The following is a 15,233-nucleotide window of genomic DNA, read 5'->3' on the forward strand; positions in this document are numbered from 1 at the left end:
GGAGTTTTTCATTCATCCAATGGCGGGGTAAGGTTCAGTCTTCCCACAGCTTCGGTTACATGTTCCGGCCAGATAAAGATACGGTTGTAGGGTTTCACCTTGTAGTAATTCTGAGGGTAGAATATCTCACGCGTGGTCATGTCAACGCAGAAGCGCTCGACCCATCCGTATTTCTCTTTTGAGGTTGACGTCTTGCCGGCCGTCAGTTTCTTGGTGACCTCATACAGCTTCATGCACATCCGATACTCATAGCCTGGCACATAATGTTCTTCGGCCCACGCCCCCTTCTTCTTTTCAAAAGCTTCCCTCGCCGCCCGGTGAAGCATTTCGAGGTCAACGTGCTTTGGCAGGCTGGGATATATGGGAAATGATGCGGCCCAGCCAGATTCAACCATGAGAAGATTGAATGTTGCGCGTTGCCCGAGGGACATCGAGTCACGCTCTTTGGGGGTGTAGTAAGGAGAGACGTAGGCGAGTAGTCGTCCGTACTGGTCGTAGTGTTCATCTGCGGCCCACAGAAACACGTTACGTTTCTTTCCGTTCGATTTCGTCAGCTTCTCCTCGATTAACCCCTCGAATACCTTTTTTGCGGCCTCGCCCTGCGTCTTTTGAAGTGTGCCTGCGCTACCCGTTGCGAGTTTCGGAAGCAGATGTTGTGCCAGGCCTTCATTGACTGGCGACTTGCCTTCCATGATCCAGTCGGCTAACTGGGTCAGCTTTGGATCGTGGTTTGAGGGATTGCCCATATAATGGGTTTCAGGTGTGTCTATACTCAGCATCCGGATTGAGGTTAAAACCTTGGGGGTGTCCCCGTCGGTCAAACTCGAGTACCTCGTATCAGTCAGGGAATCGAGCTGGAATCCCATGGGGTCCCAGAATATTTTAACCTGAGACATGGCTGACCTCCCTATGTAAGCAGATGAGCGGTTGATAATCTTCTTTTACGACTAAGTGAAGTTAAATTATTGTTAAAGAAGCCTTTTTTGTCAAGGGTACTTCAGGCCGAATTTGCGCCGGTAGTAGTGGCGGGTGAGGGCCAGCACGAGGATGAGGAAGGGCAGAAACCAGGGGAAGAGCGCGGCGGCCGCCAGGGCGAAAACGCCCGTCGTGGCCGTGTAGGATAGCTTGAGCCACCTGCGTTTGCCGGTGAGCGCCGGGATGAAGAGCGGCAGGCTGATCCCCCCGGCGACGAGCGCCGGCCAGACGCCCCACAGGGCGGCCAGGGCCACGCAACCCGCCATCAGGCCCAGGGCGATCCAGGCCACGGCCCGGACCCCGAAGACCACGGCGGAGGTTCGCTCGCCGGATTCGGCGTCGCCCTCGGTGTCCACCGCCGTGGTGTTGGCGAAGACGGCACCTACCGCGAGGACGTAGGGCAGGCAGATCGTCGGGAAACCCCAGGTGAAGGGCAGGACGACCACGTAGCCCACCGCCACGTTCAAAAATCCGTTCCCGAGCCCGTTGGCCAGGATGTCCAGGACCGGCCGCCCCTTGAGCTTGAAGGGCGGCGTGTTGTAGAGGAATCCCAACAGGATGCTCACCAGGATGACCCACGTGTAGCCCGAATTCCAGAACCACAGGCAGCTCGCCAGGGCCAGCCCCTGGATGACCCCCTGGTACACCCAGGCCCTTTTTAAGGAGATGTAGCCGTCGCAGATCAGGTAGAGCTTGCGGTTGCGCCTGTCGGTTTGGCTGTCGTGAATCTGGTTGTTGACGTAGATGCCGCCGACGAGGAGGGAATAGGCGACGAAGACGACGGCGAGGTCGGGGGCGGGGTAGAGCTGGTCCAGCCAGCGGTAGGCGCCGATGAGGTCCAGGGCGTGGTAGTGACCCAGGAGTAGGAACAGCCAAACGGGGATGAGAATCATGGGGCGGAGGAGGAAGAAGTAGTCGAGGACGCAGAACCAGCGCGGCAGGCCGAGCCCGCGGTTGGTTTTGGGCCGGTCGAAGGGAACCTTTCCCTCCTCGTGGGGGTATTTACCCAATCCCCTCCCGGTCGGCAAAAAGCCGCCGAGACAGCGCAGCGGCGGGCTGGAGCGGGGTACCGGGATCGAACCGGCGACGTTCAGCTTGGGAAGCTGACATTCTACCGCTGAATTAACCCCGCCTGGAACTATTTATAGCACAGCCCCGACACCGTGTAAAGCAATTTCAAATCCGTATTGTAATAGACACCGGTTCCTGCTATACTTATCCAATTTGAGCGCAAGGCAACGTTCTGCCAAAAAATTTTTCAAATGCCAAAGCTCGGCCCTGCGAGCGCCGAGCGGAAGCCACCCAGGAGGGTAGAGATGAAGAAGCTTTTAGCGCTAGTGGTGCTTATCCCGGTCCTGGTTCTTGCGCAGGATTGGGCCGGCGTCCAGCGCTCGACCTACGACCCGCAGACCCCCCAGGACAGGGGGGGCGTGGGCATCACGAACTGGGGCGAGCGGACCATTTCGGCCACCGGCATCGGCGTCGTCTCCGACAACCCGGTCAACGCCGCCCGGGAACGCGCCAACGCCATGCGCGCCGCCAAGATAGTCGCCCTGCGCGACCTCCTCGAGCAGGTCAAGGGTGTTCAGATCAACTCCACCACCACCATCCAGAACTTCGAGACGGTGGACGACACCATCATCGCCCGCGTCTCCGGCGTCGTTCAGGGCGCGTACGAGGTGGGCAGCCCCCGCTACATGAGCGACGGCTCCATCGAGCGCACCTTCGCCATCAGCCTGGACGGTCAACTGGCCGACGCCGTCCTGACCGAAAACTACAACACCACGGTCCACCCCGGCGGCAGCGACAACACCGGCCTGATCATTGACGCATCGGGTCTGGGCGTCATGCCCGCCATGAGCCCGAAAATCGTCAACCAGTCCGGCGATGTGCTCTACGGACCGATGAACGTGAGCCGCGATTACGCCGTATCCGTGGGCATCGTGGGCTACGCGCGCAGTGTGGACGAGGCCCGGGGCGGCGACCGCGTCGGGACCAATCCCATGGTCATCCGGGCGGTGAGCGTCACCGGCGCCGCCAAGTGCGACATCATCGTCAGCAACCCCGACGGCTCGAAGATTCCCTACGTGAGCGGCATCTCCGACTGCCGGGTGACGATCGTCCTTTAAGCAACTTTTCAGACGAAGGGATTACGATGAAAAAGCTACTTATAGGGTTTGCCATCATCGCCCTGGTCTTATTCTCGGCGGGTTGCAAGAAGGGCGAAACCGCCATGGACACGCCGGAAACCCACGTGGCGGCCGGTCACAAATACCTGGAGAACCGCCAGTACGACGCCGCCATCGCCGCCTTCGAGAGGGCCATAGACCTCGACCACCGCTGCGCCTCCGCCTACTCCGGCATCGGCTACGTTTACCTGCGCCAGAGCGAGGACGCCACCGGCGAGACCCGCAAGGGGCTCTTGGACGACGCGGTGGACATGTTCGAGAAGGCGATGGGGCTCGACGTGGACGACATCTACGGCAAAATCGGCAAGGCCCGCGTCATGATAGAGCGGGGCGACGCCCGCAACGCGCGCCTACTGGCCAAGGCCGCCGCCCAGGAGGACAAGGAGAACATCGAGGGCGCGCTCTGGTGGGGCATCGCCGCCGGATGCGTCGGCGACTGGGACGAGGCCAATTACGCCCTGACCCGAGCCCTCGAGCTCGACCCGACGAACCCCGAGGTCCAGGATGCCTGGGACCGCCTCGCCGTGGCCAAGCGGCTGATGCAGGGCGTGGACGACCAGAATTACCGGGCCATCGCTTTCAACTACCGTATCGGCCGCGCCGACGCGGCGGCCCTCTTCGCCCGCGAGCTCGACCTGTCGCGCCTGGAGCGCCGGTCGGTGACGAGCTACGGCGGCCCCGTTTTCGTCGGCCCCGGTGAGCCCGAAACCGGCGCCACCTCTTACTACGCCACCGACATCGCCGAGCACTGGGCCCTGCCCGAGATAAACCTCTGCATCGAAACCGGCCTCATGGAGCCCTACCCCGACGGCAGCTTCCTGCCCGACGCCAAGCTGAACCGCTCCGAGTTCGCCATGCTGGCCGCCAAGGTGCTGTCCCTGACCACGGGCGACCCCGACCTCATGACCCGGGGCATAACCGGCGATAGCATCTTCAAGGACGTACGGGCGGACAACTTCGCCTACGGCGCCATCGTCGCCTGCACCAGCCGGGGGATTCTGGCCGGCGACCCCGACGGCTTCTTCCGGCCGCTGGACTTCATCACCGGGACCGACGCCGTGAGCGCCGTCCGCACCGTAGAGACCATCCTCGCCCACTACTAGGATTTTCGGGGGGCGGCCCGGTCGCCCCCTTAGACGTTTTAACCTGGGGGCGGACGCGCCGCCCAACGGCCGAGGAGTTACGATGCGTACATTCCCCCTCATCTTGCTCGTAGGGGTTCTCTGCCTGGTCGGAGTGGTCCAGGCCCAGGACACCATCACCGTCCGGAGCACCGGCCTCGGCGTCATCTACTCGGGCGACATCGCCAAGGCCCGCGACGACGCCGTCAAGGACGCCCTCCGGAACGCCGTCGAGCAGCAGACCGGCATGTTTCTGGACTCACAGACCATGGTGGAGATGTTCTCGACCCTGGAGGACTCCATCTACGCCCGAGCCACCGCCTACGTCCTCGGATACAATATCATCAGCGAGGGCTACGGCTCCTTCGAGAACTCCTACGAGGTCGAGGTGGAGTGCACCATCGCGCGTAGCATGCTCCAGGCCAAGCTCGACGATCTCGACGTGCGGACCGTGACGGCCCTCATCGGCAACCCGCGGATAATGATCATCATCGAGGAGGAGAACATGCTGGAGGGCTACCACTACTACTGGTACGACTCCCTGGACATGGGCACCACCGAGATGACGCTGCAGGAGATTTTCCTCGACAAGGATTTCCCGCTCGTGGACGCGCAGCAGGCGCGTCGCAACATTGACCGCGACATGGTCAAGGCCGCCCTCACCGGCGACCCCCTGGCCGCCGCCGAAATCGGCCTCCAGTACGGCGCCGAGTACGTGCTCACCGGGAAGGCCGTGGTCAAGGGTTCCGACATCGTGGCATACGGCGTCACCGCCGGGTCGGGGATGAAGTCCTACCAGGCCACCTGCAACATCAAGGTCTACGAGACCGACACCGCTACGCTGATCGCCTCCACCTCCAAGTCCGACAAGGCGGCCCATACCGACGACCTGGCCGGCGGCAACGAGGCGCTGCGCAAGGCGGCCAAGGCCGCTTCGGACGTCGTCATCGGCCAGATCCTCAAGGACTGGTCCCGCCGCGCGGCCACCGGCTCCACGGTCCAGATGACCGTCTACAACGCCGACAACGCCACGCTGACCAAGCTCCAGACCTGGCTCCGCGAGAGCATCCGCGGCGTGGAGAACATCATCGTGCGCAGCCACTTCGGCCTCACGGCCAAGCTGGAGATAGCCTCTGACTACGACGCGGCCCAGATCGCCAAGGAGATAAACTACAAGCCCCGCGCCGAGGGCGATTTCGAGGTCATCGTTTACGGTCAGACGCGCAACACGGTTGACATCGCCATCGCCCCCAAGGGCGAGACGCCGCCCAAAGAGGGCAGCACGGAATAATGCGGACGGCTTCACCGTGCTGACCGAGAGAGTTCCGTAACGGCGAAGCCCTTACGTGTAACCTTTTCAACTAGGCCTGGAGGCTTTCCATGCGTAAAATCGTTCTCGCGACCCTGGTATTCGTGCTCAGCCTGGCCGTCGCCTCCTCCGCCATGGACATGCGCAAGCGCATCGCCATCTCCGAGCTGGAGGACAAGGCCGGCAGCTCCTACAACGTGGGAACCGGACTGTCCGACGTGCTGGCCACCGCCCTGGTCAACTGCGGCAAGTTCCAGGTCTTCGAGCGGGAGCAGCTGGCCGCGATCATGAAGGAGCAGGCCCTGGGCACCACCGGCCTGGTGACCCCCCAGACCGCCCCGGAGATCGGCAAGCTCCTCGGCGTGCAGGCCATCGTCTACGGCGCGGTCACCGAGTTCTCCACCCAGAAGGACGAGGTCGGCCTCGGCACCTTCATGGGCGGCATCGGCTTCTCCCGCGTTACGGCCCGCGTCGGCCTCAACATCCGCATCATAGACACCGTCACCGGCGAGATCATCTTCAGCCACGAGGCCACCGGTGAGGAATCGGAGACCGGCGGCGTCCTGATGGTCCCCGGCATGATCATCGGCAAGGGCTCCGATTGGGACAACACCCTGGAGGGCAAGGCCGCCCGGCAGGCCATTGACGAAATCGTCAATGCCATCATCATCAAGCTCAAGGACGTACCCTGGACCGGAGCCGTGGTCAAGGCCGACGACGAGAAAGTCTACATCAACGCCGGCATGGACTCCGGCATCGAGACCGGCATGGAGTTCCGCATCTACCAGAAAGGCGAGGACCTCATAGACCCCGTCACCGGCATCTCCCTGGGCGCCGAGGAAACCCTCATCGGTACCGTGCAGGTGATGGAAGTCAAGGAGAAATACGCCATATGCCGGGCCGTGGCCGGTGGCGGTTTCTCCGCCCAGGACATCGTCCGGGAGAATACGTTCTGACCCGATCCTTTGAATGACCACGGGGCGGGCCGGGCGTATCCCTCCCGCCCCGGCTTTACGGCCGGAAAATCGGACTCGACCGACGCGAAGATTTTACGGAACAATCGCGCTCCTCTCTCTGGCGGGCTGCCTCTTCACCCAGACCGCCTCCGCGCCGACGATAGACCGGCTCCTTGTGGTTGATCTGCGGCCCGGGCTCGAGGTGACCGAGGAGCAGGCCCGCGGCCTGGAGGAGATGCTCGCCCAAAGGCTCGGCGAGCTGCCCGGGATTCTCCCACTGACACGGAGGGACCTGGTCGTCGAGCTCGGAGGGACCGTCGCCCTGGGGACGGAATACCGGGAACCGGGCTCCCTGGAGCGACCGGTGCTCACCCTCCCGGCTCAACTGCGGGAGTTGGGCGTCCAGATATACCTGATCGGCGAGGTTCACAACTTCGGGCTCTCGGAGAGTTTTGGGGAGGTGGGGTTCCGCCGGGACGAGGCTGACGTCAGTCTCGAAATCCGGCTCTACCTGGCGCCCACCGGCGAGTTCATCACCGAAACACAGACCGAGCAGCTCCTCGCCCAGAGCAACACGAATCGCTGGCACCCCGGTATGGTCATCGGACCCAACGAGGAGTTCCTGGATACACTCGAGGGGCGTGCCTCCCTGGGAGCCGTGGACAAGCTGGCGGAGGACCTTGCACCAGCCTTCGAAAAGACACCCTGGTCGGGTTGGATAACCGATGTGGAAGGGGACAGGGTCATCCTTCCGATTGGCTTCGAGGAAAACGCCGCTCCGGGCGACATCTTCGTCATCTACACCCCCGCGAACGTCCGGGGGGAGCGGGGAAGCCGGATAGGCAGCGTGAGGATCGAGACCGTGGGACCGGGTGAGTCGCTGGCCGAGCCCATCTCCGGCGGCGGATTCCAGCCCGGACAACTGGCCGTGCAGGAACTGTAGCGGCGGGGGTTACAAGATGATCAAACGGGCTTTTATACTCCTCTGCGCGACCCTCTTGACCGCCGCCCTGGCCGGGGCGGAGGTGACCTACATGGTGGGGAGCGTGAGCGTCTTCCGCGGGGGCGAGAGCTTCTCGGCCTCCCTCGGATCGCGCCTCAAGGGCGGGGACATCGTCCATACCGGGGACCGATCCCGAACGGAGATAGCCTTCGACGACGGCTCCCTCGTCCGCCTCTCGTCAAACTCCGATCTGACCATCGAGCGGTCGTCCACCAGCGGGCTGGCCACCAGCACGGTTGTCTCCTCCACGGGCGGCAGGCTGTGGTCCACCGTTACCCCCTTCACCGACCCCGCGAGCAACTACGTCGTCAAGACGCCGACGGCCACCGCGGCGTGCCGGGGGACCGTCTTCCGCACCGACGTTTACCCCGACACCTCGACCCTTCTGCGCGTTTATGACGGCAGCGTCGAGCTGTGGAATCCCATGGCCGCCATCGAGGGCCCCATGTTCTGGGAGACCGAGGGTACCGAAGGCGAGGGGGAGTCCGGTGAGCGGTACGAGGTCGTCGGCCCGCACGAGGTCTCGGGACCTCACGAGGTGTCCGAAGAGCAGTGGACCCAGGTAATTCTGGGTGGGATGCAGCAGCTCTACATAGCGCCCGACGGCTCCGTGGCCGCCTCCGGGGAGTTCTCACCCGAGGACGAGCTGGAGCTGGACGAGTGGGTCACCTGGAACCATGAGCGCGACGCCGAGTTGGGCCGGTAAAGAGGGCCAACCATCATCCGGGCCACACGTTGGGCCGTTAAGGAAGACCGCCGTTATCAGAGCCGCGTGTCTCAGCCTGGGCCGGTAAAGAGGGCCAACCGTCCCCGGACCGTTTATTTCAATATGGGTTGGTCTGAGCCGGCCGGTTTTTGGTCGTCGTGCACATAAGTAGGGCGGGGATTTTAATCCCCGTCGTTTTTTTAAGGCAGCCTCCACCCCAAGGTGCGCTGACGTAGGGCGGCCCCTCTGCGGGCCGCCGCGGGCCGACCTAAACGGCGCGCCGTGGTCGGCCCCTACGACGTTTAAAGAAACGGCCAACGATTCAGCGTAGGGGCGGGTGTCCACACCCGCCCGTTCGTTAATTCACCGCCGCGCTGCAAGATGTAGGGCGGGGGCTCCGTACCCTGCCCGGTTAACTTTTTAATATCCGACACTCACCCTAACCTTTAGGCGCACATCTCCCTAAAAGGGAGAGGGAAATATCGGGCCGACCTGAAGGTCGGCCCCTACGAGGGTTACGCGTGATCCACGCCTATCTGGTCGGGTCGGGTCCGAAACGGATGTGTGATCCCAAAAAGGGCCTTTCCGCCCGCGGGGCCGGCTTTCCCCCGGTCCCATCTTGTTTATAAATCGTGCTATACTAGGTCACCGCAGCACGGAGGGGAGCGTCTCTTGACGGACAGGGAGCCGGACGACCACGACCTCATCCCGACCGACTATCCCAGGCGGCCGACCGGCAGGGTGCCGCTCTGGACGGTCATGGTCGTTTTCCTCGGCTTCCTGGGCCTGTTCGTGTACCTGGTTTGGCCGGTCGTCTCCCCCTTCGTGGTCTGGCTCGCCCTGGTGCTGATTCTGGTCCCCTTCGCCTATCACGACTCGCGGGCCATCTCACTCATCGCCCTGGTTACCGTCGCCGGCGTCATCTACGGCGTATTCAACCTCTGGGACGCCTTCTTCCCCTTCGTCGTCGCCCTGTTTCTGGCCTTTCTCCTGGACCCGGCGGCGGATAAGGTGGATAAATTCATCCACCGCCTGGCCCGCCACGAGCACGCCGAGCCGCCGAAGGACCGGAAGGGTGGGCGGCTGCGCGCCGTCGCCGCGCTCACGGTCATCGTCGTGGCCGTCGGTTTTATCGTCGGATTGGCCCTGCTCCTGGTTCCCACGGTCCGGAACGACATCGCCCGTCTGCGTGAGTTCGACTTCACCAGCCTGGTGGGTCGGGTGGAGCGGTGGTTGGACGGAATCGCCGGCGGCTCTCCCGAGCTTCGGGACGCGGTGCAATCGCTCACCGCCCGGCTCCAGACCGCCATCTCCGAGGCCATCCCCGACGTGGCGGTCCTCCTGGAGCGACTGTTGGCGAGCCTGGGCGACCTGGGGAATCTCGTATTAATCCCCATCTTCACCTTCCTCCTGTTGCGCGACGTGGACCGCTTCAAGAAGCGGCTGACCGACCTGGTCCCCCAGCGGCACCACGGGCGGGTGAAAGATTTCGGCGATGATGTGAACCGCGTCTTCGTGGGTTTCTTCCGTGCCAAGCTCGTCACCTGCGCCTTCATCGGGGTCGTGACCGGAGTCGGGCTGTGGCTCCTGGGGGTGCCCTTCTTCATCCCCCTGGCGGTCATCTCCGGAATACTGAACTTCATTCCCTTCCTCGGCCCGGTGGTGGCCGGGGCCGTGGCCGTGCCCATGGCATTCTTCACCCCGGATCCCGCCCCGACGATGCTTTTGACCCTGGCGCTCTACGTGGTGAGCTTCACCATCTCGGGCTACGTTCTCGACCCCCTGGTGGTGGGGAAGAAGGTGGGCCTCGGCGCGGTGCTCTTGATTCTCTCCGTGCTGGTCGGCCTGCAGTTCGGCATAGTCTGGGCCTTCCTGGCGGTGCCCATCGCGGCCGTGATCAAGGTCATCGCCCTGCAGGTGGAGCGCTTCTACCGCCGGAGCCCCATCTATCTGGGACTGGGTAAACCGGATTAGTTTGACAAGCCCGGACCGCCGGTTTACCATTACCGACCGCGTGTGTAGGTAATTGAGGAGTTCAATGCGCATCGGGCTCCCCCGGACCCTCATCCTCTACTACCGCTTCCTGCCGCTCGTGGCCACTTTCTTCCGCCGCCTCGGCGTCGAGCTGGTAGTCTCGCCCCCGAGCAACAAAGACCTCGTCGCCTGGGGGATTGCCTCGACGGTGGACGACGCCTGCCTGCCGCTCAAGGTGACTTTTGGGCACATCCACGCCCTCGAGGGCTCCGTGGATCACATCTTCCTCCCCCGCTTGGTCAGCCTGGAAACGGGATCATCCCTCTGCCCGAAGTTCATCGGCCTGCCGGACATGGTGAAGAGCTGCATTTCGGTAAACCTGCCGCTGATTTCGCCGGTGGCCGACGTGAACAAGGGTGCGGGTGGGATTCTGGAGACGCTGGGTGAGGCGGCCCGCCTGTTGGGGTTCGGCCCCGAGGAGACGGAAAAGGCCCTGGGCGCCGCCGAGAGGGCCCAGGCCGCCTTCCGCGCCGACTGCATCCAGGGAAAGGACCCCGCCGCGCTCCTGGAGTCCATCGAAAAGGAAAAGCCCTACGTCGCCCCCGAGGAGGGGGACGAGCTCGAGCTGCGGGTAATAGGCCGCTCCTACATCCTCTTCGACCCCTTCATCTCCCTGGATATTTTAGGGCGCCTGCGCGGAATGGGCTGCCGGATTCTGACCCACGAGAGCGTGGACCACCAGACGCTGGACCGGGAACTGGGGAGTTACAAGCGCCCGCCCTACTGGACGCTGAGCCGGGAGATACTGGGAGCCGCCGGGTACTTCATGCGCCAGGAGGAGGTTGACGGGGTTTTCTACGTCCTGCCCTTCCAGTGCGGACCGGCCTCCATGCTGGAGACGCTGGTGGAGGCCGTGGCGGCCAGGCACCCCCGGATGCCTTACACCTCCATCGTCCTCGACGAGCACACCGGTGAGGCGGGGCTCATGACGCGCCTGGAGGCGTTCCTGGACATGATTCGGCGCAAGAGGGACAGGCGTGCGTAAAATTAAAACGGTGAGCTACGCCGACGCCCTGCGGGCGTACCTGGGCTGGATAACGGAGGCGGAGGAGGAGGCACTGTCGCAGGAGGCCGAAGCGCTGCTGGAATGCAGGACTCAAATAGGCGAGGTACTGGGCGAAGATGTCACGGAAGACCTGGCCGTTCTCGACCGGCGCACATCGGCGAAGAGTTGGATCGTGACCAGATAGCTCCGACCTCGGCGTCCCCCTGGTGGTGGCGCGCAGGAGCCATCTCCCGGGGCGAGTATCCACTGAAAAAGCTCCCGGTTCATGTCCGGGAGGTGGCTGAGGAACTGTACTACGGGCGGAAGTAAGGCATGATTCTGACCTTCCCCCACATGGGCAACATGTACATCGCACTCCGGGTTCTTCTGGAGGCGCTGGGGCGCGAGTACGTCGTGCCGCCGCGGCCGTCGAAGCGGACCCTGGAGCTCGGCGTGCGCCACTCCCCGGAGACCGCCTGCCTCCCGCTGAAGATCAACCTTGGCGACTTCATCGAGGCGCTGAACCAGGGCGCGGACACCGTCCTGGTCATCGGCGGCGGCGGACCATGCCGCTTCGGCTACTACGGCATCATCCAGGAGCAGATTCTGCGGAACATGGGCTACGACGTGACTTTCTACTACTTCTCCCAGGACACCAAGGAGGATTTCGTGGAGATGTTCCGCCACATCTCCAACGGTAAATCCCTCTTGACCATCTGGCGGGCGTTCAAATTCGGCCTGCGCAAACTTTCGGCCATCGAGCACGTCGAGGAGCTGACCCGGCAGGCGCGCCCGGTGTGCAAAAATCCCCGGGAGGCCGATAAGCTGCAGGACAAGTGCCTCCAGGCGGTGGACGAAGCCGGGGGTTATTTAAAATTGTGGGCCATCGAACGGAGAGCAAGGCGCGAGTTCGCCGACCTGCCCCGGCGCGACATCCCCGAGGGCGGGCTCCTGCGCGTGGGCGTTGTGGGCGAGCTCTACGTAGTTCTCGAGCGTTTCGTCAACTTCGACCTGGAGAGGAAGCTCGGGCGCATGGGGGTGCTGGTCACGCGGCCGGTCTCCCTTTCGGCCTGGCTGCACCACAAGATGACCGTGGGCGGGACAAAGGAGGAGAACACCCGCGAGGTGGCAAAGGCCTTCGCCGGCGAGTACCTGGCGTACGACGCCGGCGGCGAGTCCCTCGTCACCGTGGGGCAGACGGTCCGACTGGCCGGGGAGGGCTACGACGGCATCGTGCATCTGATGCCCTTCACCTGCATGCCCGAGATAGTGGCCCAGAACATCCTTACGAGGGTCTCGGAAGAATGTAAAATACCGGTTATGACACTAATAATTGACGAGCACACCGCCGAGGCGGGGATAATGACCCGCCTGGAGGCCTTCGTGGACCTGATGGCCCGCAAGCGTTCCTTGGCGGTGCCGGCGCACCTGGCGGGGTAGCAACTTGGGCGAACAGCTGTTCATGGGTGTGGACGTCGGTTCGGTCAGCACGAATCTGGCCGTCATAGACCCACAGAGCCGGGTGGTGGAGAAGCTGTACCTGCGCACCCTGGGGCGGCCCATCGAGACGGTGCAGCGGGGACTCGCGGAGATGAGGGAACTTCTGGGCGACCGGACCGGCGACATCGCCGGGGTGGGGACAACGGGGTCGGCGCGGCAGCTCACCGCGGTCCTCGTCGGCGCCGATTCGGTCAAGAACGAGATAACGGCACACGCCATCGCGGCCTCGCTGGTCATCCCCGGCGTGCGTACCGTTTTCGAGATAGGCGGCCAGGATTCGAAAATCATCATTCTGCGCGACGGCATCGTGGTGGATTTCGCCATGAACACGGTCTGCGCCGCCGGTACCGGCTCCTTCCTGGACCAGCAGGCGGCCCGCCTGTCCATCCCCATCGAGGATTTCGGCGGCCACGCGCTGCGCTCCACCGCCCCGGTGCGCATCGCCGGCCGCTGCACAGTTTTCGCCGAATCGGACATGATTCACAAGCAGCAGATCGGCCACACGACCGATGACATCATCGCCGGCCTCTGCGAGGCTCTGGTGCGCAACTACCTCAACAACATCGCCCGGGGCAAGGACATAAAGCCGCCCGTGGTCTTCCAGGGCGGGGTGGCGGCCAACCGAGGCATCAAGAGCGCCTTCGAGAGGCACCTGGGCTTCGAGGTCATCGTCCCTCCCTACCACGACGTCATGGGGGCCATCGGCGCCGCCCAGCTGGCCCTGGAGCGCGTGGCGGTCACCGGTTCCACCCGGTTCAAAGGCTTCCAGGCGGCGGAGTTCGAGTACAAAACCCTCGGCTTCGAGTGCGGCAACTGCCCCAACGTGTGCGAGGTGGTGGAGATACTCCAGAACGGGGTCGTCATCAGCCGCTGGGGGGACAAGTGCGGCCGGTATCAGGACCTCACCGTGGGGCGCAATTCATAACTTGCATCGCAGTAACTTTTTATGGATAATAAAACCGCTGGACCTCGCGGAAAGGAGTAGGGGAATGACCAAGGCGGACCTCGCTCAACGGATCGCGAAAAAAACTCAATTAACGCTCAAACAGACCACGGAATTGATAAATGCGATCCTGGATATGATAACCGTTTCCCTGACGAAATCCGGAAAAGACGAAACCCTTTACCGGCAGCGCATCGAAATCCGGGGCTTCGGGACGTTCCGCCTGCGCAAGAAACGGGCCCGCCTGGCCCGCAACCCCCGCACCGGCGAGATGATCCGCGTCGCAGACAAGTGGGTCCCCCATTTCAAGCCCTCCAAGCAGTTGAAGTCCATCCTGCCCGATTAAAAAAACGCAGTCAAAATCTCTCGCCTTTATGCTATAGTCGGGCCCTCGTACGCCTGTTGGGCCCTTCATTTCAAAGCAAGATTCAAAGGGGTGGGACTTGGGTTCTGGCAAGAAGCGCAAGAGGCAGAAGATAGCCACTCATAAAAGGAAGAAAAAGCGTCGTGCGGACCGTCACAAGAGGAAGAAGTAGGATACATAACCCTCATTATCAGACGTAACACCCCGGATTAACCGGGGTGTTTTAAAAAATTCTATATTCTATTCCTGGTAATTAATCCATACCTATTCTATGTACATTTACAAATAATTAATCTTGCATTTTCCCATGCTTTTAGTATTCATTTGGTTTTTTATTTTTCTATTTTTGCTAAAAGTTTTGGGATCGTCTTACCTAAACGGACCATTATCCGTGTTCATAACGCTAGAGACACGTTGATTGAGGAGTGTTATCCTGCCACAGATGTGAGGAGGCAAAAGTGGCAGGAAAGGCGTCATCCGACCGGCACATCAAGTGCCCCCGTTGCAACTACCGTTGGCAGTACACGCTGGCCGATGGGCGCCGCAAGTGCAAACGATGCGGCAAGAAGTTCACCCACAGGCGTCAGCGGCGCGGGGTGTGCGCCAAGCAGCTCAAGGAGATCGCCCGGCTGTTCTGGCTGGGGGTGCCCGCAGCCGCGGCGGCCCGGGACCTGTCTCTCAACAACGTCACCGTTACCCGCTATTACAGACGGCTGCGCGAGCGGATTGCCACCGACCGCGAGGCCCAACTGTCAAAGCTCCACGGGCACATCGAGGCCGACGAGTCCTACTTCGGTGGCGTGCGCAAGGGCAAACGCGGCCGGGGCGCCGCCGGGAAGGTGCCCGTCTTCGGCCTGTTGAAGCGCGGCGGCGAGGTCCGGGTTATCCTCCCCCGACGCTGCGACGGCGAGCAGCTCATCGGCGCAATCAGGGCCAACGTCGAGCTGGACTCCATCGTTTACACCGACGGTTACTCGGCCTACAACAAGCTGTCGCTCAACGGGTTCCATCACGAGCGCGTCAATCACGGCGAGACCTTCTCCAACGGCCGCAGCCACATCAACGGCATCGAGAACTTCTGGGGCTACGCCAAGCGGCGGCTGAAGGTCTATCACGGCGGCTTCAAACGCAACTTCGACCTGTTCATC

General features: G+C 62.6%; 15 protein-coding genes and 1 tRNA gene. 13 read left to right on the forward strand and 3 right to left on the reverse strand.

The genetic code is table 11. The features are described 5' to 3' along the window. Positions 1 to 8: 8 nt before the first annotated feature. The 3 genes from VM054_05520 to VM054_05530 all read right to left on the reverse strand — a co-directional run bounded on the left by VM054_05520 (position 9) and on the right by VM054_05530 (position 2,107). The gene (locus VM054_05520; GenBank protein ID HUT98522.1) at positions 9 to 896 is read right to left on the reverse strand and encodes a thermonuclease family protein; all 888 of its coding nucleotides are present in this window, start codon (positions 894 to 896) and stop codon (positions 9 to 11) included. A 90-nt stretch (positions 897 to 986) separates the two neighbouring features. Continuing rightward, positions 987 to 1,985, reverse strand: coding sequence for a UbiA family prenyltransferase (locus VM054_05525; GenBank protein HUT98523.1), 999 nt, complete (start codon positions 1,983 to 1,985; stop codon positions 987 to 989). 47 nt (positions 1,986 to 2,032) lie between these two features. Then, a tRNA-Gly gene (locus VM054_05530) sits at positions 2,033 to 2,107 on the reverse strand. 184 nt (positions 2,108 to 2,291) lie between these two features. On the opposite strand from VM054_05530, the gene VM054_05535 reads away from it, so the two are divergent. The 13 genes from VM054_05535 to VM054_05595 form a co-directional block, all read left to right on the forward strand. Further along, on the forward strand, positions 2,292 to 3,104 hold the full coding sequence (locus tag VM054_05535; protein HUT98524.1) for a hypothetical protein: 813 nt from the start codon (positions 2,292 to 2,294) through the stop codon (positions 3,102 to 3,104). A 26-nt stretch (positions 3,105 to 3,130) separates the two neighbouring features. Further along, complete coding sequence (locus tag VM054_05540; protein ID HUT98525.1) at positions 3,131 to 4,267, forward strand: S-layer homology domain-containing protein; 1,137 nt, start codon at positions 3,131 to 3,133, stop codon at positions 4,265 to 4,267. An 82-nt stretch (positions 4,268 to 4,349) separates the two neighbouring features. Beyond that, positions 4,350 to 5,576, forward strand: coding sequence for a DUF6175 family protein (locus VM054_05545; GenBank protein ID HUT98526.1), 1,227 nt, complete (start codon positions 4,350 to 4,352; stop codon positions 5,574 to 5,576). Between the two features lie 89 nt (positions 5,577 to 5,665). Continuing rightward, positions 5,666 to 6,550 (forward strand): CsgG/HfaB family protein, encoded by an 885-nt coding sequence (locus tag VM054_05550; GenBank protein HUT98527.1) that lies wholly within the window; start codon positions 5,666 to 5,668, stop codon positions 6,548 to 6,550. Positions 6,551 to 6,725: 175 nt separating this feature from the next. Next, the gene (locus VM054_05555) at positions 6,726 to 7,493 is read left to right on the forward strand and encodes a hypothetical protein (protein ID HUT98528.1); all 768 of its coding nucleotides are present in this window, start codon (positions 6,726 to 6,728) and stop codon (positions 7,491 to 7,493) included. A 16-nt stretch (positions 7,494 to 7,509) separates the two neighbouring features. After that, positions 7,510 to 8,259 carry a FecR family protein gene (locus VM054_05560; protein ID HUT98529.1) on the forward strand — a complete coding sequence of 250 codons (750 nt, stop codon included), beginning with the start codon at positions 7,510 to 7,512 and terminating at the stop codon, positions 8,257 to 8,259. Between the two features lie 672 nt (positions 8,260 to 8,931). Continuing rightward, positions 8,932 to 10,233, forward strand: a complete 1,302-nt coding sequence (locus tag VM054_05565) for an AI-2E family transporter (protein ID HUT98530.1) — start codon at positions 8,932 to 8,934, stop codon at positions 10,231 to 10,233. 64 nt (positions 10,234 to 10,297) lie between these two features. Further along, complete coding sequence (locus VM054_05570) at positions 10,298 to 11,278, forward strand: acyl-CoA dehydratase activase-related protein (protein HUT98531.1); 981 nt, start codon at positions 10,298 to 10,300, stop codon at positions 11,276 to 11,278. After that, a complete protein-coding gene (locus VM054_05575) occupies positions 11,271 to 11,483 on the forward strand; it encodes a hypothetical protein (GenBank protein ID HUT98532.1) in 213 nt (70 codons plus the stop codon). The genes VM054_05570 and VM054_05575 overlap by 8 nt, the downstream gene beginning before the upstream one ends. A 128-nt stretch (positions 11,484 to 11,611) precedes the next feature. Beyond that, positions 11,612 to 12,718, forward strand: coding sequence for a CoA protein activase (locus tag VM054_05580; GenBank protein HUT98533.1), 1,107 nt, complete (start codon positions 11,612 to 11,614; stop codon positions 12,716 to 12,718). Positions 12,719 to 12,740: 22 nt separating this feature from the next. Continuing rightward, positions 12,741 to 13,703, forward strand: a complete 963-nt coding sequence (locus tag VM054_05585; protein ID HUT98534.1) for an acyl-CoA dehydratase activase — start codon at positions 12,741 to 12,743, stop codon at positions 13,701 to 13,703. Positions 13,704 to 13,767: 64 nt separating this feature from the next. Next, complete coding sequence (locus tag VM054_05590) at positions 13,768 to 14,067, forward strand: HU family DNA-binding protein (protein ID HUT98535.1); 300 nt, start codon at positions 13,768 to 13,770, stop codon at positions 14,065 to 14,067. A gap of 476 nt (positions 14,068 to 14,543) precedes the next feature. Continuing rightward, positions 14,544 to 15,233, forward strand: a 690-nt coding sequence (locus VM054_05595; protein ID HUT98536.1) for an IS1595 family transposase, incomplete at its 3' end; no start/stop codon positions are given.

The sequence above is a fragment of the bacterium genome (assembly GCA_035528375.1).
Taxonomy (GTDB): domain Bacteria; phylum RBG-13-66-14; class RBG-13-66-14; order RBG-13-66-14; family RBG-13-66-14; genus RBG-13-66-14.

Bases quoted from the DNA above. Each gene is read 5' to 3' on its own strand.
- VM054_05520 (HUT98522.1), bottom strand. From the start codon at position 896: ATGTCTCAGGTTAAAATATTCTGGGACCCCATGGGATTCCAGCTCGAT.
- VM054_05535 (HUT98524.1), top strand. From the start codon at position 2,292: ATGAAGAAGCTTTTAGCGCTAGTGGTGCTTATCCCGGTCCTGGTTCTT.
- VM054_05540 (HUT98525.1), top strand. From the start codon at position 3,131: ATGAAAAAGCTACTTATAGGGTTTGCCATCATCGCCCTGGTCTTATTC.
- VM054_05545 (HUT98526.1), top strand. From the start codon at position 4,350: ATGCGTACATTCCCCCTCATCTTGCTCGTAGGGGTTCTCTGCCTGGTC.
- VM054_05550 (HUT98527.1), top strand. From the start codon at position 5,666: ATGCGTAAAATCGTTCTCGCGACCCTGGTATTCGTGCTCAGCCTGGCC.
- VM054_05560 (HUT98529.1), top strand. From the start codon at position 7,510: ATGATCAAACGGGCTTTTATACTCCTCTGCGCGACCCTCTTGACCGCC.
- VM054_05570 (HUT98531.1), top strand. From the start codon at position 10,298: ATGCGCATCGGGCTCCCCCGGACCCTCATCCTCTACTACCGCTTCCTG.
- VM054_05580 (HUT98533.1), top strand. From the start codon at position 11,612: ATGATTCTGACCTTCCCCCACATGGGCAACATGTACATCGCACTCCGG.
- VM054_05585 (HUT98534.1), top strand. From the start codon at position 12,741: ATGGGTGTGGACGTCGGTTCGGTCAGCACGAATCTGGCCGTCATAGAC.
- VM054_05590 (HUT98535.1), top strand. From the start codon at position 13,768: ATGACCAAGGCGGACCTCGCTCAACGGATCGCGAAAAAAACTCAATTA.